The sequence below is a fragment of the Sphingobacterium hotanense genome (genome assembly GCF_008274825.1).
GTDB lineage: Bacteria > Bacteroidota > Bacteroidia > Sphingobacteriales > Sphingobacteriaceae > Sphingobacterium > Sphingobacterium hotanense.
The window spans coordinates 3,495,387-3,519,702 of sequence record NZ_CP030848.1 but is presented as its reverse complement, the minus strand read 5'-3'; the positions used below and the strand labels follow the sequence as shown (position 1 = coordinate 3,519,702).

At 41.8% G+C, this 24,316-nt stretch carries 18 protein-coding genes and 1 tRNA gene; 12 read left to right on the top strand and 7 right to left on the bottom strand.

From position 1 onward, the window contains the following. Positions 1-7: 7 nt before the first annotated feature. Positions 8-1,618: a CTP synthase gene (locus tag DSM08_RS14830; protein ID WP_149526886.1), complete on the bottom strand. Its 1,611-nt coding sequence runs from the start codon at positions 1,616-1,618 to the stop codon at positions 8-10. A gap of 270 nt (positions 1,619-1,888) precedes the next feature. Between DSM08_RS14830 and DSM08_RS14825 the strand changes: the two genes are divergently transcribed. Then, positions 1,889-2,878, top strand: a complete 990-nt coding sequence (locus tag DSM08_RS14825; RefSeq protein ID WP_149526885.1) for a potassium channel beta subunit family protein — start codon at positions 1,889-1,891, stop codon at positions 2,876-2,878. Between the two features lie 82 nt (positions 2,879-2,960). Here DSM08_RS14825 and rplS read toward each other — a convergent pair whose 3' ends face one another. After that, positions 2,961-3,308 carry a 50S ribosomal protein L19 gene (gene rplS, locus DSM08_RS14820; protein ID WP_149526884.1) on the bottom strand — a complete coding sequence of 116 codons (348 nt, stop codon included), beginning with the start codon at positions 3,306-3,308 and terminating at the stop codon, positions 2,961-2,963. 310 nt (positions 3,309-3,618) lie between these two features. Here rplS and DSM08_RS14815 point away from each other — a divergent pair. Then, positions 3,619-3,692: transfer RNA gene (locus tag DSM08_RS14815), tRNA-Pro, on the top strand. 168 nt (positions 3,693-3,860) lie between these two features. Here DSM08_RS14815 and DSM08_RS14810 read toward each other — a convergent pair. Next, the gene (locus DSM08_RS14810) at positions 3,861-4,289 is read right to left on the bottom strand and encodes a hypothetical protein (protein WP_149526883.1); all 429 of its coding nucleotides are present in this window, start codon (positions 4,287-4,289) and stop codon (positions 3,861-3,863) included. A gap of 255 nt (positions 4,290-4,544) precedes the next feature. On the opposite strand from DSM08_RS14810, the gene DSM08_RS14805 reads away from it, so the two are divergent. Further along, entirely contained in the window at positions 4,545-5,093 is a 549-nt protein-coding gene (locus DSM08_RS14805) for a hypothetical protein (protein ID WP_149526882.1), read from the top strand. 167 nt (positions 5,094-5,260) lie between these two features. Next, positions 5,261-5,809, top strand: a complete 549-nt coding sequence (locus DSM08_RS14800; protein WP_149526881.1) for a dihydrofolate reductase family protein — start codon at positions 5,261-5,263, stop codon at positions 5,807-5,809. A 127-nt stretch (positions 5,810-5,936) separates the two neighbouring features. Here the strand turns inward: DSM08_RS14800 and DSM08_RS14795 are convergent, their stop codons facing one another. Further along, positions 5,937-6,275, bottom strand: a complete 339-nt coding sequence (locus tag DSM08_RS14795) for a four-helix bundle copper-binding protein (RefSeq protein ID WP_149526880.1) — start codon at positions 6,273-6,275, stop codon at positions 5,937-5,939. A gap of 242 nt (positions 6,276-6,517) precedes the next feature. Between DSM08_RS14795 and DSM08_RS14790 the strand changes: the two genes are divergently transcribed. The 8 genes from DSM08_RS14790 to DSM08_RS14755 all read left to right on the top strand — a co-directional run bounded on the left by DSM08_RS14790 (position 6,518) and on the right by DSM08_RS14755 (position 18,546). Beyond that, complete coding sequence (locus DSM08_RS14790; protein WP_149526879.1) at positions 6,518-7,711, top strand: FecR family protein; 1,194 nt, start codon at positions 6,518-6,520, stop codon at positions 7,709-7,711. A 237-nt stretch (positions 7,712-7,948) separates the two neighbouring features. Further along, on the top strand, positions 7,949-11,434 hold the full coding sequence (locus tag DSM08_RS14785) for a SusC/RagA family TonB-linked outer membrane protein (RefSeq protein WP_223110824.1): 3,486 nt from the start codon (positions 7,949-7,951) through the stop codon (positions 11,432-11,434). A 36-nt stretch (positions 11,435-11,470) separates the two neighbouring features. Continuing rightward, the gene (locus DSM08_RS14780) at positions 11,471-13,486 is read left to right on the top strand and encodes a RagB/SusD family nutrient uptake outer membrane protein (RefSeq protein WP_187773878.1); all 2,016 of its coding nucleotides are present in this window, start codon (positions 11,471-11,473) and stop codon (positions 13,484-13,486) included. 15 nt (positions 13,487-13,501) lie between these two features. Next, the gene (locus DSM08_RS14775; protein ID WP_149526877.1) at positions 13,502-14,854 is read left to right on the top strand and encodes a DUF5126 domain-containing protein; all 1,353 of its coding nucleotides are present in this window, start codon (positions 13,502-13,504) and stop codon (positions 14,852-14,854) included. A gap of 28 nt (positions 14,855-14,882) precedes the next feature. After that, complete coding sequence (locus DSM08_RS14770) at positions 14,883-15,566, top strand: DUF4998 domain-containing protein (protein ID WP_187773877.1); 684 nt, start codon at positions 14,883-14,885, stop codon at positions 15,564-15,566. Between the two features lie 133 nt (positions 15,567-15,699). Then, entirely contained in the window at positions 15,700-16,722 is a 1,023-nt protein-coding gene (locus DSM08_RS14765; RefSeq protein ID WP_149526875.1) for an MBL fold metallo-hydrolase, read from the top strand. A 92-nt stretch (positions 16,723-16,814) separates the two neighbouring features. Continuing rightward, the gene (locus DSM08_RS14760) at positions 16,815-17,417 is read left to right on the top strand and encodes an RNA polymerase sigma factor (RefSeq protein ID WP_149526874.1); all 603 of its coding nucleotides are present in this window, start codon (positions 16,815-16,817) and stop codon (positions 17,415-17,417) included. A 217-nt stretch (positions 17,418-17,634) separates the two neighbouring features. Further along, positions 17,635-18,546, top strand: coding sequence for an alpha/beta hydrolase (locus DSM08_RS14755; RefSeq protein ID WP_246172287.1), 912 nt, complete (start codon positions 17,635-17,637; stop codon positions 18,544-18,546). A 48-nt stretch (positions 18,547-18,594) separates the two neighbouring features. Here the strand turns inward: DSM08_RS14755 and DSM08_RS14750 are convergent, their stop codons facing one another. From DSM08_RS14750 to DSM08_RS14740, 3 genes are read right to left on the bottom strand one after another with little or no spacing between them, the layout of a single operon-like run. Then, positions 18,595-21,732 (bottom strand): error-prone DNA polymerase, encoded by a 3,138-nt coding sequence (locus DSM08_RS14750; RefSeq protein ID WP_149526872.1) that lies wholly within the window; start codon positions 21,730-21,732, stop codon positions 18,595-18,597. Positions 21,733-21,735: 3 nt separating this feature from the next. Continuing rightward, positions 21,736-23,238, bottom strand: coding sequence for a Y-family DNA polymerase (locus DSM08_RS14745; protein WP_149526871.1), 1,503 nt, complete (start codon positions 23,236-23,238; stop codon positions 21,736-21,738). A gap of 6 nt (positions 23,239-23,244) precedes the next feature. Beyond that, positions 23,245-23,982 (bottom strand): ImuA family protein, encoded by a 738-nt coding sequence (locus DSM08_RS14740; RefSeq protein ID WP_223110823.1) that lies wholly within the window; start codon positions 23,980-23,982, stop codon positions 23,245-23,247. Positions 23,983-24,316: the final 334 nt, after the last annotated feature.

Below are 24,316 nucleotides of genomic sequence, written 5' to 3'. Positions count from 1 at the left end.
GTTTTAACTACTGTGATTTCTTGTGCGCTAAAGAAGCGGCTACAAAGCTAACAAAAAGTGGGTGAGGATTTACTACCGTTGACTTTAATTCTGGATGAAATTGTCCAGCGACGAAGAAAGGATGGTCTTTCAATTCTACGATTTCAACTAATCCAGTATCCGGATTGAAGCCTGAGGCAATCATTCCTGCAGCTTCGTAATCTTTTAAATACGCGTTGTTGAATTCATAACGATGACGGTGTCTTTCGGAGATTTTAGCTTTCCCATAGATACCAAACGCTTTTGTTCCTTTTTTGATTTCACAATCATAAGCTCCTAAGCGCATCGTTCCGCCCATGTTGGTAATGTTCTTTTGCTCTTCCATCAAGTTGATTACCGGATGCGGTGTTGTTTCGTCCATTTCGAAGCTGTTTGCTCCTTTAAGTCCTAAAACATTGCGACCAAACTCGATTACCGAACATTGCATACCTAAACAGATACCAAAGAAGGGAACCTTGTTCTCACGAACATATTTAATAGTGGTTAGTTTTCCTTCTAAGCCGCGTTCGCCGAAGCCTGGAGCAACTAAAACACCATCAAGGCCTTTTAATTTCTCAGCAACATTGTCGTCGCTTACGCTTTCTGCAGCGATATATTTAACTTTTACTTTGGTTTCGTTGGTTGCACCCGCGTGGATGAAGGCTTCTGCAATAGATTTGTAGGCGTCTGGTAATTCTACATACTTACCCACAAGACCAATGCATACCTCGTTGGTTGGGTTTTTCAAACGACCTAAGAAGGCTTTCCAGTTCTCAAGATCTGGTTCGTTCTTCGTCGATAGTTTTAATTTTGCTAATACTGTTTTATCCAATTGCTCTTTTAGCATGTTCAAAGGAACATCATAGATCGTAGGCGCATCGATCGACTCTACTACCGCATTGATATTCACATTGCAGAATAATGCTAATTTCTTACGAATATCATTATTCAACTTATGCTCGGTTCTACAAACTAAAATATCAGGTTGTACACCATATTCCAATAAGGTTTTTACGGAGTGCTGCGTAGGTTTTGTTTTCAACTCGCCGGCCGCAGCTAAGTAAGGAACAAGGGTTAGGTGGATAACTAGGCAGTCGTTGTTGCCTAATTCCCAACGTAATTGACGTACGGCCTCAATGAAAGGAAGGGACTCGATATCGCCAACAGTACCACCAAGCTCGGTGATAACGATATCGTATTCGCCTGTCTGACCAAGAAGCAACATACGACGTTTGATTTCATCGGTGATGTGGGGAACTACTTGAACTGTTTTTCCTAAGTATGCACCTGCACGCTCTTGCTCGATAACATGGCTGTAGATACGACCTGTTGTAACGTTGTTAGCTTGAGAAGTGGGAACATTTAGGAATCGTTCGTAGTGACCAAGGTCCAAGTCGGTTTCAGCACCGTCTTCTGTAACATAACATTCGCCATGTTCATAAGGGTTTAACGTTCCTGGATCGATATTGATGTACGGGTCAAACTTTTGGATGGTTACTTTTAAACCGCGCGCCTGAAGTAGTTTGGCAAGGGAAGCAGCAATAATTCCTTTCCCTAACGACGAAGTTACGCCGCCCGTAACAAAGATATATTTAGTCATAGCAATAATGGATTTCTAATATAGAATGAGGTCTTTTTATACCGCCTCATCTGCTCTATGTACGGGATACGAAGGTACAAATTTTTTCTTCAATCTGCTCTAAAAAAAATCGTTTAGGGTAATCTTCGATGGATTGATTTGAAGATTAATTGATTGGCAGGTTTTCCACACTGTCATAGCCTAAATAATTGCTGAAATTTTACACTTTTAGTGGAAAATAAAATACAGAAATAGCCTTGAATGGAGTAACTTTAATAAAAAATCTACAGAATGGAATACAGAAGAATGGGTAAAACCGGCCTACAGTTGAGTGCGCTTTCCTTTGGGTCTTGGGTAACCTTTGCTAGACAAACAGATGATCATACGAACGAACGATTGATGATGCAGGCATACGATGCCGGTGTGAATTTTTTTGATAATGCGGAGGTGTATTCTGCGGGATTATCAGAAGAAATGATGGGTCGTGTATTAAAGAAAGTGAACTGGGATCGATCTTCCTATGTTTTGTCGAGCAAGGCTTATTTCGGCTGGAAGGGCGAGGATAAGAAACCTAATCAGCATGGTCTGAGCAGAAAGCACTTGATGGAGGCTTGTGAGGAGGCTTTGCAGCGCCTTCAAGTTGAATATTTGGACTTATATTATTGTCATCGTCCTGATCGTAATGTTCCAATTGAGGAAGTGGTACGTACGATGAATACATTGATTCAGCAAGGCAAGATCTTTTACTGGGGAACCAGCGAATGGTCAGCTGCCGAGATTATGGAAGCGCACATGGTCGCTAGGGATTTGGGGTTGGAAGGTCCGTCCGTCGAGCAGCCCGAATACAATTTATTCAACCGCATGAAAATGGAGGTGGACTATGAGCCTATCTTTAGAAATGTCGGGATGGGAACGACGATTTGGAGTCCCTTAGCATCCGGAATATTGACAGGTAAGTATAACGATGGAATTCCCGAAGGATCTAGAATGTCTTTGGAAGGTTATGAGTGGCTGAAAGAACGAGCAGTTGTAGAAGATAAGTTGAGCCGGGTAAAGGCTTTAGGTGATTTCGCACATGAGCTGGGTGTATCATTGCCAACATTGAGTATTGCATGGTGCTTAAGTAACCCGAATGTAACGACTGCTATCTTGGGTGCAACACGCGAGAGCCAGTTGACTGAAAATTTAAAAGCATTGGAAGTTCTTCCATTAATTACGGCAGAGGTTAAGGAGCGTATTGATGTGATCATGGGAACTAAGCCTGTTGTTATCCGGAACTAATTCGAATGGCTGGTTGATCGGGCATAAAAAAAGGGACTTACAATTTGTAAGTCCCTTTTCTTCTTTAAAAGAAATATCGTAATTAAACTCTTTTCGCTTTGATGCGAGCAGCTTTACCAGTAAGTCCGCGTAAATAGAATAATTTTGCGCGACGAACTTTACCTACTGAGTTAACGTCAATTTTCTCGATGTTAGGAGAGTTTACAGGGAAAATACGTTCAACACCTACACCGTTAGAGATTTTACGAACGGTAAAAGTTGCGTTAGCACCTTCGCTGTTTAATTGAATTACCACCCCTTGGTACACCTGTACACGCTCTTTATTTCCTTCGCGAATTTTATAATGAACGCTGATGGTATCTCCTGCTTTGAAAGCGGGAATTTCATTTTTTACTACCGCTTGTTCTTCTACAAATTTTACTAAATCCATGATTCTGTGTAATTAAAAACGATTTATATCCTGTAAAAATCGGAATGCAATATTACAGCTTTTATCTGATATAAAAAAATACTTTTTTTAAAAATTATGTTCCTCTATTTGAGGTGGGTGCAAAGATAGGAAAACAGCTTGATTATATGAAAGTTATTGTGAAAATATTTTTAAAAAATTATTTTTCGAGGATTGCTAAAACTGTAAAGTGCGTTGTATGAGTGTTTTAGCATGTTTTTTAAAATTTATCTTGACAAATATATTTTTCGCCGTATATTTGTGCCACACAAAAACAAAGGTGATACCTTTTCGGGGTGTAGCGTAGCCCGGTATCGCGCCACATTTGGGATGTGGAGGTCGTAGGTTCGAATCCTGCCACCCCGACAGAAAATAAAGCTCTAACGAAAGTTAGGGCTTTTTTTGTGTTCGGGTGTGGGAGATTCGAGCCGCGGTTCGATCCGTAGGAGCTTCAGGGTTGAGTTTGGGGCTGTGGGGCTGAAGCAATCCTGCCACACATGAAGGATTTGAAGCGGCTCATTCTAGAATCTCTTGTTAGCGATTCGTTGTTCTTGATTTCAGTTTTGCGTGGCTATTATTATAGGTTTTTCCTTTTTTGGGGTGCGTAAATTTTAAAGCGGACCAAACATTATTGATGCTCAAACAAGTGCTTTCTATCAATCCGAATTCATAGCCTATTTTGACAACTTTTGGTAGGGTAAGGTTGCTGTTCAACTGTCCGCCTTTCGGCCACGATACCCAGAGCATTCCATCTAATTTTAAATGCGCTTTCAGTTTTGGGAACAGCTCTGTCTGTTCCGCCTGAGTTTTTGCAAAAAAATGAATATAATCAAATTCTCCTTCTAATATTTTTGATATCTCTATTTCAGGAAGATGCATGTTTTCGATAGCTTCTTTCGGAGCGTTTGCAAAGTATGCACACGCTTTTTCCTTGAGGCCCATTTTTTCAGCTACATTTTTCATTACTTCATCGGTTTTAGAATTGCCAAATAATGAGGATTGTAAATTAAACTAGCCATATCTAGAAAACGATTTACATATAATAATTGTTTTCTCCATATGGATAACGATATTTAATGTTGTGTCAACCCGTTAAAATATAGATTATTATATTGTCTTTGAATTTGTAAGGCGAGGTACATTAATAGATCCTGATCGGTGAAATATTTGTATGTTAGCTTCGCTAAACAGTATGTTATAGACAGTTATTAACAATCTATGAGTGTAAAAAAGAGTGTTTTAGAAACTAAAACTGACAGAGAACTAGAAGAATATATTAAGGAAGGAAATAGATTTGTTCCTGAAGCGAATATATTAGCATTTGAAATTCTTAAATCAAGAGGTAGAGAATTTACCGAATTAGAAACGCAAAGATTAACATCTTTGATATCTGAAAAGAATAAAGAAAATGCAAAAATAATCCATCCAAATCACAAAAAAGCAGCTAATTTAATTTATTTATCAGCAGGATTAGGTATAATTAATGTAATTCTAAGTCCTGCGATATTCAACAATAGTTTCGGAATTAAAGTTGCAATACTCACGTTAGGAATGTTAATTGGTATTGGCTACTTAGTAAGTAAAGGTGATGACTGGATAAAATATGTTTTGTTAGTTTTTATGATTTTAGGGTTAATTGGAATTCCAACTATTATTATGAACATATTATTGAATCCGATAGTCGGTATTATTAATGTTGTCCAAGCGGCTTTACAGATTTATTCAATTGTTCTACTTTTTAAAGTACCAAAATCAAACTCCCTATAACATCGGTTTTGGGATATGCTGGTTAAGGAAATATTGAAAGATCGTGCATTTTGTCCGCCTCTAGGGATATTAAATAATAGCATCTACATATTTATTATTAGGTTTATACTTCATCTACATAAATGTCCATTGTAATTGTTAACCTCCTAACAGCAACAGAATAAATTATGAGAAAAGTTATCGCAGCATTCAATACCACAATCGACGGAAATTGTGACCACACTGCTGGAATTGCAGACCAAGAGTTGCATAAACACTATACTAGTCTTTTGGAAAATGCAGGCAAAATCCTTTACGGACGAATTACTTTTGAATTGATGCAATATTGGCAGACAATGCTACTACATCCATCCGATGAACAAGAATTGAACGAATTCGCTAAATCAATAGACAAAATTCCAAAAATCGTTTTTTCTCAAACGCTCAAAAAGACAAATTGGGAGACTGCTGAAATTGCAACTAAGCCACTAGTGGAAGTAATTAATGAGCTAATGAAGGAAGAAGGAAAAGACATCCTGATTGGAAGCCGCAGTTTGATAGTTCAGTTAATGAACTTGAATTTAATCGATGAACTACAACTTTGTATCCAGCCGGTTATTGCAGGACCAGGAATCTCATTATTTGAGGATATAGAAAATCGGACCGTCTTTCAACTCAAAAGGGCGAAAGTTTTCAACAACGGAGCAATTATACTTTATTACTCGCCAACGAAATAGAAACCTGAATACATCCTTAAATCTATTATTATAGATAATAGATTAGCTGATACACTTACTAATAACGAGTTTATTAATACAGCGGGACGTCTTTCGAGCGCCCTGCTGTACAAAATATGAATTGTTATTACGCTGCCATCTTTTCGCACTCCTGCGCACATTTACGGCATACTTCAGCACATTCTTTACAGTGATCCATGCCCATTTTTGCGTGTTTTTCACATTCCTCGGCGCAGGCATTACAGATATCTGCACAAAGTCTACAAATTTCAGCACTAAACTGACCGTTTAAACTTAGCACATTAGCTGCGGCTTGACAGATTGCTGCACATTCAAGGTCGAGTTGAATACACTTCCGAAGATGGTCCACATCTTTTTCATTAAGACATGCCGTAGCACACAAGTTACATGTTGCTACGCATTCTAAACAAGCTTCTATACAGGATTGAAATTTTGAACTAATCATTTTTATCGTTTTTAGTGTGACTATATAATAAACATTTGGCGCTTTAATAAGTTCTGTCTAAAATTTTTTAACTCTTCAAAACCCTCTTTTCGTGTTTGCTATGGTGGTTTTTCAATAGTAATTCATATGCTTTTTTACTTCGTTATAAATTTTTTTAACTTTTTTTCTAAGGTTTTCCAGAGTCGTTCGTATTAATAACAGTCGATCTGATCGACGAATAAAACAAGCCAACATCTATAACCATGAATAGCAACGCTGAGATAGTGTCTTTAATAAGAAAGCGGATGGAAGGAACCATCACTGAGCAAGAGCTACGCATGCTTGAGAGCTGGGGGGCTTCCGATCCTTTGTTTTCGGATCTTTTGAAGAAAGTAGAGGATGAGGAACTTTTATTATCAGAATTGAAAAATAGACTGGCCATTAAATCTGATCATTCAAAATCAGACTGGCTGATGAAATTCGAGGAAAAGACCTTAGCAAAAGTGCGCGATGCAGAAGGTGAACATCCTCCGCGGAAGAAAACAAATTGGGGATGGTATTTATCGTGTGCTGCGCTACTGATTTCAGTACTAGGAATTGGTTTGATATTATACAGAAGTCAAATCAATCAGACAAAAGCTATTTCGATTAGTGATTTAGCGCCAGGCGGCAATAAAGCCAAAATCACGTTGGCAGATGGTCGCGTAATTGAATTAAATGAGAATCAGGACGCTGTCGTTATGGGGGATGAACTCGCTTATGCGGATGGCACATTGATTCAAGATCTGAACAATGATGAGGATAGCTACGCGACGATTTCTACGCCGAGAGGCGGCCAGTATCAGATAACCTTGTCGGATGGGACAAAGGTATGGTTAAATGCAGACTCTAAATTGACCTATCCATTAACGATGCGAGGAAAAGAACGCGTCGTAGAATTGGACGGTGAGGCATATTTCGATGTAGAAAGTAAGATTGTCGGCGGGAAAAAGATCCCATTTAAAATCAAAACGTCTGAACAAGTGGTGGAAGTGACTGGAACTCAGTTTAATTTAAAAGCATATGCTGACGAGCAATATGAGAATCGTACGACGCTGGTGGAAGGATCTGTCGTGTTGCACGCAGCGGGGAAGATACTGCCTCTAAAAGCGGGTGAACAGGGATTTATTGATCAACGAGGTCTACATAAAAAGCAGGTGGATATAGGTCAATACGTCGCTTGGAAGGATAATCAATTTGTATTTGAAGAAGTGGAGTTGGGCGAAGCGATGAGAATACTTAGTAGATGGTACGATTTCGATTTTGAAATTGATGATCGCGTTAAGCGAACATATCTCTACGCAAGTATTAGCCGTGGAAAGAATTTAAAGGAGGTGCTAAAGATAATTGAAGGCAGCGGGTTTAAGTTTAAACTCGAACGCATAGGGGAAAGGAACAAACTATCAATTTTTAACTAAACAGGAATAAGGAATGAGGAAACGGAACTATTAAGGAAAGGATAGATAATAAGGAAACGGACAGTGCTCCAACACTGCCCGCCAATTCTTTAGATGTCTATCGCATTACAATCTCTCGGCTAAGAGAAAATTTTGAATTTAATAATTACAATATGATCTAATCAGTACAAATGTATGAATTTTAAAAAAAATCTGGAAGACCGGCACTGGTCTTCTATAAACCGATGTTCCCTAATTATGAAATGGATCGTTGTACTCATACTGCTCAATATCACGACGGTTATGGCCGATGGTATGGCGCAGAACGTGACATTGAAAGCTGATGGTATTTCATTGCTGAAAGTGATGAAGACTATTCAACAACAAACAAAATATGAATTCTTCATCAAGAGCAAAGTATTGGCTGATATGAAGATTCATGCGGACATTAAAGACTTGCCAATAGAGGGGACTATGCGCAAGTTGCTGCAAGATAAATCCGCAGAGTGGTTGCTTCAAGGCAATACCATTGTAATAAAACCACAGGCACGCGTTGCCTCGAAAAATGTCGCTTCAGTACCTGTTAGGGAAGGAGTGCCAATACAGCCGGTGCGACAACAGAACATGGTGACAGGTAAAGTTACGGATGCCATTGATGATTCAGCGATGGCGGGTGTAAGTGTTTTTGTGAAAGGAACAGCAGTCGGCACTCGTACCGATGGTGATGGTGTCTACGAATTAGCGGTAAATGAAGGCGACTCGTTGATCTTCTCAATGGTCGGTTATTCGACTCAGCGTATCTTGGTGGGCAGTGCAAAGGTTATCAATATTCGGCTCTCGAAAGATAATCGTGAGCTGGAAGAGACAGTAGTTGTTGCTTTCGGTAGACAAGCGAAAGAAAGTATTGTTTCGTCGATTACGACGGTAAATGTCAGGGATCTGAGAACTCCGGCGAGTAACTTAACAACAGCATTGGCTGGTCGCATGGCGGGTTTAGTTGCGTATCAATCAACTGGAGCTCCAGGAGAGGAAGATGCGCAATTCTTTGTGCGAAGTGTGACTTCATTCGGTAGTGGTTTAACAGCTCCCTTAATATTGATCGATAATATTGAGATGTCATCAAGGGATCTAGCTCGATTAAACCCCGACGATATCGCAAGTTTCTCTATTCTGAAAGATGCGTCGGCAACAGCGCTCTATGGAGCGCGCGGTGCAAATGGGGTGGTGTTAGTGACAACCAAAGAAGGGGAGAAGGGAAATGTAAAAGTTTCTTTCAGACATGAATCTTCCGTATCCACTCCGACTACCAAAGTTGATTTAGCAGATCCGGTTAGTTATATGGAGTATGCCAATATCGCACAGATGACGCGCTTTGGCGAATTGGTCTATCCGCAAAGTAAGATCAACTTTACTAAAGATCCAAACCGCAATCCCAATGTGTATCCCGCGGTCGATTGGAAAGAAATGTTAACCAGAGACCATTCCTTAAACCATCGTACGAACATAAACTTGACGGGGGGTGGAAATGCCGCGACCTATTATTTAGCAGGCTCTTTTTCTCAAGATAACGGTATATTGAAAGTTGATGAGAAGAATCCATTCAACTCCAATATCAATCTAAAGAAGTATTCAGTTCGTTCGAACGTGAACTTGTTTCTCCATAAAACCTTGGAAGCGAAGGTTCGTTTGAGTGCGACTTTCGACGATTATACAGGTCCTATCGGTGAGTCTGGCAGTGGAGGAGCAAACACCTACGGCAAGACTTTATTAGCCAATCCTGTATTATTCCCAGCATATTATCAACCTGACCACGCCACGGAATTTGTTGACCGTATTTTGTTCGGTAACTACTCTGGAGATGATTACGGAAATGGAGAACCAGGCTATATCAACCCATATGCGGATATCATGAAAGGCTATGAGGATGTAAGAAATAGTACGTTATTGACTCAGTTAGAATTGCATCAGAACTTAGAGTCCATCACGCCGGGCTTAAAAGCTCGCTTTATAGGAAGTATTACGCGATATTCGGGATTCAATATTCAGCGTAGCTATAATCCGTTCTATTATCAGTATATCAAAGGGACATATGATCCGACTAATGCATATCCTTATCAGTTATCAGTATTAAATCCTGAAAAAGGCTCAGACCATATTGATTATACCGCAGGTAACAAGTTTGTGGAAGCTAGGGGTTATGCCGAAGGTGCGGTGTTGTATAATCGTCGTTTCGGGACACATGACTTAGGAGGTTTATTAGTGGGGTCTATCAAAGATCGATTGGATGGCAGTCCGCAGAACTTAGACTCTTCGTTGCCTTCGCGTAACGTTTCGTTAGCCGGAAGATTTACATACGGTTATTCTAATAAGTACTTCGCGGAATTAAACTTTGGACTCAACGGTTCCGAACGATTCGATCCAAGGTTTCGTTGGGGTTTCTTCCCGTCAGTAGGGTTGGGCTGGCAAGTGTCTGACGAGCCATTTTTTGAAAGCCTAAAACCTACGTTTTCTAAGCTCAGACTACGCGGTACATACGGTCTAGTCGGAAATGACATTATTGTTGATGATATCGATCGCTTTTTCTTTACCTCGAATATCAATCTGAACGGGCCGCAGGCTGGATATTTCGGAAATAATGTAAACTCGACCTTCACCAGACCGACCATTGATATTTTACGCTATGCGAATCCAAACATTACTTGGGAGGTTTCTTATAAAACAAACTTAGCGGTGGAGCTGGGTTTTCTAAATGATGATCTATCCTTGATTGCTGAGGTTTACTTAGAGAACCGGACGAATATTGTACAAGAACGACAGGATATTCCATCTGTTGTAGGATTGACTTCAAGCGTTAAAACAAACTACGGTGAAGCGAAAGGAAAAGGTCTTGACTTGACTTTAAACTATAACAAGTCTCTAGCCAACGGAATGTGGTATATCGTTCGGGGTAATTTTACCTATGGTACATCTAAGATCACAGTCTATGATGAGCTAGACTATTCAGGCTTCGCTCCATGGAAATCTGTTGTGGGCCGGAAAGTGGGACAGTCACAGGGCTATGTTGCGGAGCGTCTATTTATCGATGATAACGAAGTGTTGAACTCACCGGTTCAAATGGTTAACGGGAATTCGGTTGTGTATCAGGCAGGCGATATTAAGTACCGTGATATCAATGGCGATGGCGTGATCAATACTTTCGATATCGTACCGATTGGCTACCCTACCAATCCCGAAATTCAATATGGTATCGGAGGGTCATTTGGTTATAAGAATTTTGATGTTTCTGTTTTCGTTCAAGGCTCCTCGCGTTTCTCTTTTTTCTTGGATGCAAATAAAATGGCACCATTTGTCAATGTAACTCTAGTAGAAAAGGGAGTTGAAAGGAGAGGGAACAGAGCGATGCTGAACTTCATCAAAGAAAGTTTATGGACAGAAACGAATAGAGACCTATACGCTCACTGGCCACGATTATCACCAGAGGCTGGAAATAGCGCGGTGGGCAATGCGAACAATTTTGTTCGTAGTAACTACTGGATGCGTTCTGCAAGTTTTATTCGATTGAAATCCGTTGAAATGGGGTATAAGTTCAAGGAATTCCGAGGAATTAGTCCTCGTATCTATGCAAGCGGAACAAACCTCTTTACGCTTTCCGATTTCAAATTATGGGATCCGGAAATGCGTGGGAATGGCTTGGCTTATCCACTGCAAAAAGTGTTCAATTTAGGTATGCAGGTTAATTTCTAATCTGGAATCGAAATGTTAATGATTAATCATAAAGATATGAAGCGTATAATTTTTATATCAATGGGTGTCCTTATCATGGCACTCTCAGGATGTAATAAATATCTAGATATTTTACCAGACGACAAACCGGTGCTGGAGGACGCGTTCAAAGATCGCTTTAACGCCGAGAAATATCTTTTCACCTGTTACTCGGCTCTTCCAAATGTTGCTAATCCGGATAATACCTTAGGACTTACAGCTGGAGGTGATGTTGTCTCGGATCCTCGGAATATGCCGGGTGGTAATCCGGCAAACGTCCCGAATACTGTTTTACTATTCTTCAACGGTAATAACGCAGTACGTCCATATATGAATTTCTGGGATGGTAAGAATGGAGCGAGCCGAAACATTTGGCAAGGAATCCGCAACTGTAATGTCTTCTTAGAACATATCAAACTAGAGGATGGCGGTCCAAGAGACATGGATGAGATGGAACGCGCCAAATGGATTGCTGAAGTCAAAACGATTAAGGCCTACCTCAATTTCTATTTGTTCCAACTTTACGGACCGATACCCATTGTTGATAAGGTTATTCCTATCGCAGCGAAGGGGGAGGAACTTGATTTCCATCGCGAACCGGTTGATAAAGTGACAGACTACATTGTCAACCTATTGGATGAAGCGATCGAAGCATTGCCAACAACGGCTGAATTGGACCCCTCTACGGAATACGGACGTTTCACGAAGACTATTGCACGCTCAATTAAAGCAAAGACACTAGTCCTAGCAGCTAGTCCAATTTTTAATAACAATAATTATTATACAGGATTTAAAGATAAACGAGGTATTGATCTATTTCCGGTCGGTGATAGTAAGCAAAGATGGGAGCGGGCATTGTTGGCTTGTGATGAGGCTGTTCGTTCTGCGGAGGAAGACGGAAACCATTTATTGATTACTGCAGATGCTGGCGCCGGTGCCATCCCGGATGTAAATACGACCAATATCAGTCCAGAGACGAAGGCGATGGTAAGCTTAAGACAAGCTGTTACTTCACCATGGAATCCAGAGCTTATCTGGGCAACCAATGAGGCAACAAGACAGCTTCAACGTTTTTCCAGTATGCTCAGTAATTCAGAGTGGGAGAATATTGCAGGCTCCGGTGCTCCCGATATTGGACAACGCCACTCTCCGACGTTGAATATCGTTGAATCATTTTATTCTTCCAATGGCGTTCCGATTGAAGAGGACCAGGAATGGGAAACGAACGGGTGGTATCAGAATAGATATACAACGCAGCTACCAGATGAAAATCATACGAAGTACTTCATAAAAAGTGGACAGGAGACCGCATTACTTCATCACCACCGCTCTTTACGCTTCTACGCATCGGTGGGATTCGACGGCGGAATTTGGGAAGGTCGTTCGCAGCAATTGTCAAACCCTGCTTTTCCAAACTTTATGAGACATATGGGTAGCGGATTTAAATATGGAGAGACTTATGGCTATTATCCCCTGTCTGGTTATTTAGCAAAAAAGCTGACCCATTTAAAAACAACCTATACTGCAACGCGCGTTGAATTGGTTTATGAACGTTATTCCTTTCCAATTATTCGTTTAGCCGATTTGTATTTGCTATTAGCCGAATCATTAAACGAAGCAGGTGGCCCGGGCAAGACGGATTCTAGAGGTAATAATGCTTACTACTATTTAGATCAGATTCGACAACGTTCTGGAATGGAAGGTGTGGTTGTGAGTTGGGCGAAATATGCTTCTCCAGCATTTAAATCTAAGCCTGAAAGTCAAGCAGGCTTAAGAAAGATTGTGCAGCAGGAACGCATCAATGAATTAGCGTTTGAAGGCCATTACTACTACGATGTTCGTCGATGGTTAATTGGCGAATTAGTTTATAACAAACCAATTATGGGTTGGAATAAAGAAGGCGAGAATAAAAAAGATTTCTTCACCTTGAAGGTTCTTGTGCAGCCGAGGTTTTCAATGAAAGATTATTTGATGCCAATTGAGACCAATACCTTGCTTCAAAATAGAAACTTAGTTCAAAATCCAGGCTGGTAATTAATTGATAAAACGATGAAAAGATATATTATATACTTGTTCTTATGTTTGGTAAGTAGCTTATCGCTTCTTTCTTGCATGGATTCCTACTTAGGGATTGAACAATTGGATTTAGGCGGTGGCAAGCCTGAAAAATTAACCGTCGACAAAGTGGTTTCGAAGCCAGGTGCATTAGAGATTCACTTTAGTCTGCCGGCCGGCAACCCTAAACATTCACAAGTTATTGCAACCTATATAAATAAAGCCGGCAATGAAGTGGAATTTAAAGTTTCTCGCTATAGCCATATCATTTTAGTTGAAGGCTTTACAGGAACCAATGAGGTATCCGTGGAATTAGCGGTTGTGGATGAGGGCGGTAATAAATCCGACATAACTCAAGTTAGGGAAAAGCCATTGTTATCACCTGTTGAAATTGCACGTCAAAGTTTGTTGGCTACTCCCGCATTTGGAGGTGTTAAGCTAGAATGGGAAAATAAAGAGGCACAGCCCTTCGCGATTCACATATTGACGGAAGATCAAATTCAAATGGGCGAAAAGACACTTATAGAGGATCCTTCTAAGACAATTTACAGCTCAGACTCATTGAATACGGCAACTTATATCAGACAGTATGATAATGTGGAGCAGAAATTTGGATTTGTATTATCAGATAAGTGGGGAAATAGGACGGACACACTGATTGAATTGATTACACCATTCAAAGAACAGCTGATTGATTTCAATACAGTGAAACCTGTTGCTTACTTCAACCCATCATATGGAACCTCGGGTAAAGACTATGCGCTGTTTGGATATAATTTAGAGACGGGGGTACAAAATGATGGGATAGCACACAGTGCCAACTTTGGTCCTCAAACGATGTTCAATGGTATCACAGCTGCTAACAACTTCTTAGCCTATAAGTTCTTTAAGATCCCGGAAGGCCAGCCAACTCAGCGGACCTACGTACATGACTTATATGTCACTTTTGACTTAAATCAAGATTTACGATTGAGTAGAGTACAAATCTATCCTCGTCCATCCGCCAGTTATCTGTATGCGCGTTCTAGTGTGAAGAGATTCAGGATTTGGGGAACGAATGATGCAAATACTACCCGATGGTCGAAGTTCCCGGAAGGATGGATTTTAATCGGGGAGTACGAAGGAAAGATGCCTGCAAATATGGCTAGTATCACACAAGAAGAAACAGATTATTTCTACAATAAACAGGAGTACGCAGTTTCCGAAGACAATAAGAATCCTGATGCAAAACCGACGGAGTCCTTCCGTTACATGAGATTGCAGCTGATGGAGTCCTACACACCAACCGAAACGTTTTACACGATCAATGAATTCAAGATGTTCGGAGAAGTGCTTAAATCATATTAGCAGAATATATAGATTAAAGTATTTAAAGATGAAGAAGTTAATATATATACTAGGAGCGATTTTTTCCTTTTTGCAGGTCGGCTGTGATAATGCGGACGATCTATTAAATCAGTATGTTAAAGATGGTCCTATTGTTTATGCAGCGCGTATCGCTGATATAAACGTTAAGTCCGGATTTAATAAAGTGGCCGTAGTTGTGGTGCCAGCAGAAGATGTGAATAAATCATTCTTTATGTTGCGGTGGAATACCGCCGCGGGCTCAAGAGATTCACTGAAAGTGGATTACATCGACAGTAATTATCATGAAGAGTTTGGCGGTTACTTCGCGACGTTAGAGATGCCCGACATTGAGGGCAATATTCTGATCGAAGCTTGGAATGTAGATACCTTTGGTAATAAATCCCTAATGACGGATAAGGGGGGCTATGTTTATGGTGATAATTACATCAACACGCTGTTGCCATCAACGGTCAGATTTACTCAAGATAATGGAGTCATTAATTTTGATAACAGGGTGGGAGCCGTTGATAATTTGGTAAGTTACGAACAAAACGATGGAACGTTTACCAAAGAAGAATTAGTCGTTAGAACTCTAACAATGGTCAACCCTAAAAAAGGTGGATTAGTTAGAAGTAAAACGAGGTATTTGATCAATGCAAATGATATTGATACCTTAATAACTCCGAATTATTTGGAGACAGTTATTCCTTAAAGGACCCTATATTAGGAGTTATCCAATGAGAAATATTATTCTTCCTAGTCATTCTAATTAGGCGACTAGGAAGAATAATTTTGTTTATTACTATTACCTATATAAATCAAAAACCTAAAACTAAGTTTATCCTATGAAAAGATTGTTATTATCCCTCTCCATGTACCTTTTGGTGTTTGTTTCATCCGGACAAGGTCTCGTTCAGGAGAGCAGCATAAAAAGTGAAATTAATGAAGCGATCAAAACTTGGAAAAGCCTAGAGAAAACAACCGCCTTCGATCTAAGTCCAAACAGAATTGAATTGCTAAAAACGATAGAACGATATTCGGATAGCTTTCCTCCCGATGAATTCAAGGCTTATTTGGCAATGTCTGAAGATGACGCAGTGGAAATGGAGCGGAAAGTTCCCATTCTTTATGCTTATAGAAAAGGCTTTGACAAGGTTCTGAATGAAGTGAAGAATAATAAAGTTAAAAAAGGTACTGCGCAAGTTTGGTTGCTTTATAATATGGGTTTTATCGTTAAAACACCTTCAGCTTGCTTCGGTATTGATGTAGATCATAGACTAGCTTGGCAATTTGCCCCATATCTTGATTTCCTGTACATAACACACAATCATGGTGACCATGCGAATGTTAAGTTGATGGAGGCGATGACAAACCTAGGTAAACCCGTTATTTCCAACTTCTATAAGCCGGGCTCGGCTTATCATTCTGTAGTACCAACCAGCTATCAAATTGGGAATGTTACGATTCGCACTGATATGGACGACCACCTTGCTAATCCGAAGTTTCCAAAGTTCATATCCATGGCACGAATCGACTGTGGAACTGATGCTGGATCATTCTCTTTGTTACATTGCGGAGATGCAGGCTTTACTCCTGCAAATTTTACAAAGATTCAAGGACCGGTTAATTTATTAGTTATGCGATGGGGAGAGAAGCGAGAAAACAATCTTTTGGGAACGGCCGAAGGGCAAGTTCAACCGGATTATGCGGTATTGACCCATTTAATTGAACTGAGACATAAGCCATATCCGCATGGACAAGCCTCAATTACGAAAACAATGGAACATTTGCCCGCTGTAAAATGTGATAAAACGATGATTCCTTTTTGGGGTGAAAGACTCACTTGGAAGGATGGAATGTTAAAATAATCATATGACAAATTTGGCTACATATAGTTAACAAAAAAATAACGATATTAGGTAACCTTACTAGGTTTGTTATAGCTACTTTTACGCTCATTGTGAAACAGTTCAACCAAAAATCTACCCTAGATAGCCAATATCTTGAAAAGTTGCAACTCGGAGACGAGCTGGGGCTTCGTTATTTTATGAGCCAATACGCTGAGCAATTATTTGTATTTGCATATAGGATTACCAAAAACCGCGAAGCAGCTGAAGAAATTGTATCCGAATCGTTTTGCAAACTGTGGTTTAATCGAGCTAATGCATCTTCATTACAAGCTATTAAGTCTTTCCTTTTTCTTATTACACGAAATGCATGTTATGATCATGTAGGTTCTGCTTTTCGGAAGACGGTGGATCTAGGAGAGGAGCTGTTGTGGGATAAAATCGAAAATCGATCTGATGTTCTAACTGATATCATTTATTCAGAACTTATTGAGCAAATTATATTGGAACTGGATAAGCTGCCGAAATATCAAGCTGAAGTATTTCGAATGACTTATTTAGAAGGAATGGATACCAATGAAATCTGTACGACACTAGGTACAACGGCAAATAACATATACTTTGCTCGTTCGAAAGCAATGGCAGCTTTGAAACTAGTATTTAAAAAGAAAGATATAAGCCTATATGGCATCATTGCCGTATTTAGCATGTTTTAATCAAAAACGTTTGAGGTTTAATTAAGTAGCCAAAAACGCTTTATTTTCCCAAAAAATAAAGTCGTATATTCAATAAAGACAATTAACAGTTTCTATCCATGGCTCAGGCATTCTTTATTTAGGTTTACTTCTCTACTATAATTTTTAGAAGGCTCTTAATAAAATCTCTATCCAAGGAACTGCTGTCACTGGCGGGAAAGTAATGATATATAAAACTATGGCGAATTCAAGACAAAACGTAAATAATATGCGACGCAAACAATTTGTAATTAGGATCATGCTAATGATACCAATGCTCATTTATGCGTTCCTGTATTCACAGGCACAGTCCGTTTCAGACACTGCGGTAGTTACGGTAAAACGTGATATAAGGTATGCTGCAGCGCCGGAGGGGATTGCCCAGGATACGTCTTCAGATCGATTATTAGATCTATATCTCCCCAATTTGAAGTCTGCGAATAGGCTGCCAGTGTTAGTTTTTATCCATGGAGGAGGTTTTTCTGGTGGCGACAAGAGTGCAAAAGGGAATGTGGCGTTATGCAAAAAAATTGCGATCAAAGGCTATGCGGTAGTCTCTATAAATTACTATCTCTATTTAAAGCAAAATAAGATTCAAGGGGCATCTGCAGGTGCCAATATGAAGGACGGACTTCCAAAAGCTGGAAAGTTCCATGACGGTTTAGAAACGGCGGTAAAAATAGCGTCTGCTGATACCGAATTAGCATTGCAATGGATCAAAGAAAACGCAGGAACCTATGCGTTGGATACTAACAGAGTTGCTATTTCTGGTGGTTCTGCCGGGGCGATGACAGCGCTATATACGGCTTATCGCTCCAAGCAAAAAGTAATGCCCATTCGCTGCGTTGTTAATTTTTGGGGAGGACTATCAAATACAGATGATATCCAACAGAATGCTTCCCCATTGCTAACGTTTCATGGGGAACAAGATGAATTAATAAATGTCGCGTACGCCTATGCGCTTCATAAAAAAATGAAGGACCTGGGTATTCAACAATCTGAGATTCATATACTAAAAAATATGGGACACGCCATTTACAATTATATAACCATGAATGAAATCAATACCATAGATAAGTTTTTAACCTCAAACATGTCTGTTAATGAATAATCTGCTTAACAGGAAAAGGGATGTGTTGATCTTCTCGAGGTCTTTCTCCTAATGAAAATTCCTTCCCTTATGAAAAGCCTCTTCACTATGCTGATCTTCTGTTAAATCCTTCAATAAACCCGTAACATCAAAACAACGTTGCGCAATCACATGGATGACATCCCCTTCTTTCTGTACTTTGCCAGACACCATGAAGAGTTTTGCCCGCAGCACCTCTCGTCTATATTTCTCAAAAACAGTACCCCAGATAACCAAGTTAGCAAAACCCGTTTCATCCTCAATCGTCACAAAGAGAACCCCCTTTGCTGTTCCCGGGCGCTGCCTCACCGTGATCAATCCACATACCTTGACAGGCATATCATTCCTTACCTCAGATAGCTTAGCAGTTGGGATTACATGCAATAAATCCAATTTCCTGCGTAAAAAACTAACAGGATGTGCTTTGATGGATAAGGCCGTAGCAGCGTAGTCCTGCACAACATGCTCGCTTTGGCTCATCAATGGCAGTTCAATTTGTCCTTCCTGTGTGCTTTCCGAGGCCTGTCCCTCAAATAGCGCAATAGGAGTATCTGCAAGTGCCGATATCTCCCATAAGGCTTGCCGACGATCCAGACCTAGGGAGCCAAAAGCATCCGCATCCGCTAATCGCTCCAATAATGCAGTCGTGAGCCCTGCGTCAATTAAACTGTTGATCGACTGATAAGGCTTTATCCGACCGGCAAGCAAGCGCTCCGCATCCTCAGCTTGTAAACCCTTAACCTGGCGCAATCCCAATCGGATAGCATGCCATTTACTGCCGGTTTTTCCTTCTAAAGTATTGTCCCAAGAGGAGAGGTTGACGTCAATAGGAAGAATCTGGATGCCATGTTTCTGCGCATCGATGATAATCTGTGCAGGCTGGTAAAAGCCCATAGGTTGACTGTTCAGTAGAGACGCTGCAAAAATATCCGGATAATGGCATTTGATCCAGGAAGATATATATACCAACAGAGCAAAAGAAGCAGCATGGCTCTCCGGAAAACCATAGCTCCCGAATCCCTCCAGCTGTCGGAATACCCGTTCTGCAAACTCTTGCGTATACCCACGGCTGACCATGCCATCAATCATCTTTTTATGGAAAGCAGATACTTTGCCCTTCGCTTTAAAGGTCGCCATACTGCGACGAAGTTCATCCGCCTCTGCCGGCGTAAATCCCGCAGCAACAATAGCAATCTCCATCGCCTGTTCCTGAAATAGAGGAACGCCCTTTGTCCTTTCCAATACGCCCCGTAGCTCCTCCTTCGGATATTCCTCCGGCTCCTCACCATTCCTGCGACGCAGGTAAGGGTGTACCATATCGCCCTGTATAGGCCCCGGACGAACAATAGCAACCTCAATAACCAAGTCATAGAACTTCCGCGGCCGCAATCGCGGAAGCATAGACATCTGCGCGCGACTCTCAATCTGAAAGACCCCTAAGGTGTCGGCCTTACAGATCATATCATAAACTTTGGGGTCATCCTGCTTGATATTAGCTAGCGTAAAATCTTCCTTATAATGCTTTTTCGCTAGGTCAAATGCCTTACGTACGCAGGTCAGCATACCCAAGGCCAGCACATCTACCTTTAAGAATCCCAAGGCTTCCAGATCGTCCTTGTTCCATTCCAAATTAGTTCGCCCCTCCATCCGCGCATTGATCAATGGGCATAGCTCATGCAGATTCCCTTGCGTAATCACGAAACCGCCCGTATGCTGCCCCAATTGTCGAGGGAAACCCATATACTGATAAGCGAGTGCCAAGACCTTTTGCAGATTCGGATCCTCAGGATTAAAACCCTGTTCAATCAAGCGTTCCTGATCCACATGGTTATCCCAATAGCTGCTGATAACCCCAGACAAGCGACCTACGGCATCCAATGATAAGCCCATCGCCTTTGCCACGTCCCGTAATGCGCCCTTCGAACGAACTTGGGTAACCGTCGCTACTATAGCGGCGCGATTGCGCCCATACTTCTCATAAATGTATTGTATGACCTCCTCACGGCGCTCATGCTCAAAATCAACATCAATATCGGGTGGTTCATCCCGCGCATCCGACATAAAACGTGCAAACAGCAGTTTGATCTTCGAGGGGTCAACCGAGGTAATGCCTAAACAAAAGCAAACCGTTGAGTTGGCCGCCGAACCGCGACCCTGACAAAGGATGCCACGCTCACGCGCAAAACGAACATAGTCATGCACCGTTAGAAAATAAGAAGCATAATTCTTACGCTCAATAAATTCCAGCTCCATATGTATCGTGTCGAGAATATGCTTCGGGATATCTTCTCCAAATTTAGCCCTTGCGCCCTCCCAGGTTAAACGAACGAGCTCTTCCTGAGGCGTACGGCCGTCAGGTGCTAACTCGGTCGGGTAGACATATTCTAGGCTGTCTAAAGAGAAATTGCAAGCCTGAGCTATTTCCTCCGTATGGGCGATAGCGTCCGGATACTGTCGAAATAAACGTTCCATCTCTTCAGCAGGCTTTAAATAACGCTCCGCATTCGCATGCAGCTTAAAACCGGCATTGTGTATCGTACATTTCTCCCGTATGCAGGTCAGGACATCCTGTAGCTCACGCCGCTCCGGACTATGGTAATAGACATCGCCCAAGGCGACCAACTTCACGTTCAGCTCTTTCGCTAATTGATGTAGGCGGAAAATCATCTTCGCATCATCTCCTCGATACAGTTTGTTGATGCCGAGATAAAGATCTGAACCTAGATTATCCCGATAATCGCGAATATCCTGCATATAGGCAATGTCCAAACAGAAAGCTGCATCCAGCTTCTCCGGCGGTAATACCACAAACTTGAGCCCTTCGGCATGTTCATACACATCCTTTCTATACAGATGACATTGTCCTTTTTCTGCACGTAGGTTCCCCACGCTCAACAAGGTGGATAAACGCCCATAAGCTGCTCGATCTGTAGGGTAAGCTAGCAAGCTAGGTCCATCCAATAAATCTAAGCGACAGGAGGGAATCAGACGGATGCCATGTTTCTTGGCTGCAACATGCGCACGGACAATCCCCGCAAAAGTATTACGATCGTTGATAGCAAGAACTTGATAGCCCAAAAGCGCAGCCTGCTCCATCAATTCATCCGGATGGGAGGCTCCGCGGAGGAAGCTGAAATTGCTCGTCACCTGTAATTCTATATAACCCATCGTTTATGCAAAAAATCCATGTATAAACCACTCATCCGACTCCTTATCCCCATAATGCCCCGAACGGTATAACCAATATCGCTGCCCCTGATCATCTTCTACCGCATAGTAATCCCGGTGCTCCCCCGGGTCGATCCACCACTCTCTTTCAATGCGCTCCGGTCCGTCCGCCTTCCGAATCGGATGACGGACACCTTTGTATTGAAAAACCATAGGCGGATAATCCGGGATGGGAGCTGTTACATGGATGCGCTCAGGACGGGCCAATAGCCGAGTCGGACGAGGCCGGTCCAAAGGCCAGTCGAAGCCAGCCTTTTCTATGATGGAAGAAACTTGACGCATGGAGCGTTCCGGCCAATAATGCTGATCCGGGAAGTAACGAAAGATCTCGCAGGCCGTATCCCTGTTCTTCAAGCGGTCCAATAGCTCCGTCAGATTGCTGTCCTCCAGTCCCGTGCGGGTATCCCATAAAATTTCCTGATTCGCTTCCGCATCTTCTACCTTATGGGCTTGTAAGATAAAGAGCTCAATCCCTAAGGCAGGCTCAATCTGCGATATCTTCAACGCAAATAACTTGAAAAGATGCGGGATATGGGCGGTCGAACGGCTGGTGCCGATGCTGATCTGCTCCACTTTGCCATCCAGGCGGTGCCCAATCAGACTGGCTTCCCGAATGCCCTTGCCCTCATTTGCCAGTCGCCCACAAAGCGCCTCCAACAATTTCTCGATAGCAATTTCAATCCCCTTGTCGGTATTGATAGGTTCTAAGCAGGGAAGTCGCTCCTCATAAGGCGCAATAGGTTTTAGGGGAAGGATAAACTCCTCCTCAGAGCCTATGGCTTGCGCTAATCTTAAAACCGTATGATCGCCAAAGCGCCTCCGCAGTACGGAACGTGGCATGCCCGCAAAGCTTTTGATTTTCTTTAAGCCCAAGCGGTACATCCGCTCCACAATAGGTACCTCCAGACGTAGAGCCATAGGAGGGAGGTTTAATAGTGCCTCCAGTTGGGTGTTGCTCTCAACAATAGAATTGCTCTTTCCGTAGCGGGTTACTGCCCAGGCAGCTCCTATGCTGTCGGCGATAGCCATGCGAGCCTGATAACCGTATTGTGCAAAACGTGAAATAATATGTTGTAGGTATTTTTTTTCGCCGCCCCAAAGATGCGCACAGCCGCTGATATCAAGGATAAGTCCATCAGGCTCGTCTAAGGCAACAATAGGAGTGAAGCGAATACACCAAAGACCTATAGCTTTCAATAATTTCTCCTGAAGCCCGAGGCGCTCATCCAGCACCTCCAACGAAGGAAGAAAGGCTTTCGCATCGGCCACAACCATCCCTTGTACCACGGCGTGCTTCTCTGCAGCAGCATTAGCAGCACTGATCAACATACGCCCATGTACAGGATGGGCAAACACAAAAGGGGTATCTCGCAAAGCGGGTTGACGCTTGCTTTGCCAATCTGTTGTCAGATAGGGAAACCAGATGGAAGCATATCTCTTTTTCATGACGCATTAACCTGTCTGCTGTGTTTTGCTGCATAAAACAGATGTATTCGATTTTTGAAAAATAGGACGTAGACCTAAATTGGAAAACTCCATTTCCCAACGCCCGGGGTTACCATTTCGAACCTTGAGGAGTTCTACATCCCAGCGTGGAAAGCCGATGCCCGGCAAACCCTCCTCGGCATAGCTCGCCAAAGGCTTAATCTGCCAACGTGCTGTGCAGGCAGTGGCCGCCAAACTGCGCGGATTATGACGTAAAATAAAACCAACACCTTGGGTCTTTTCTGCAGCAAGCTGTAATTTGCGCGTCTGTGTATAATCCAGTTGGTGCACCTCCGCAATAACCCCGGCAATGCCCGGACATTTTAATGCCTCCTCCATCGCCCAAAGCACATCTTTCTCCCTTTGCATGCAGATGAAAACAACACGCTCAGGCTCAACACCAAAACTCTTTATAGAAATAGGAAATAAAGATTTAAAGCTGCTGATCCACAGACAGACACCCTTGCTCTTCATTAGCTTCCCAAGCAAAACACTCATGAAACCACAGGAACTAGCACCCTCTTCTCGACCTCTACTGATAAACTCATGAATGCTGCCCTTAGGAAAGATACCATTGGGAAAAGCTTCCTCAATAGGTCCTAAACCAAGACGCTCCTCTTGGCTGTCCCGAGGTTTTACCCCCTGCCAAAGCAACATGTCGTTTTTTAGCTGACTGATTAATGCTTCTCTGTTTCTTAACATCATACCTCCTTGTTCAAGGCTTTCAAAACAAAATTAATACTAAAATAATTAGCAAACAAGGAATGTTTAAAACTAAAATTATTAGCAAAAATAAAACAGATAATAAGAGCATTAACTATTCATACATCGAAACATTCTATAAAATATACTTTGGACTGTATTGTTGGAGCCCTTTAGTGAAAGGGCTCTACGCATTGGCGACATATTTAACACCTATAAATTTGAATCTATATAGGGATTAGCCAGGACGAACCGCGTAGAGCCCTTTCACTAAAGGGCTCCGCTAGCACGTTTTTCGGCATAGGATAGCACGTCTTTTCACAATAAAATCGGCGGT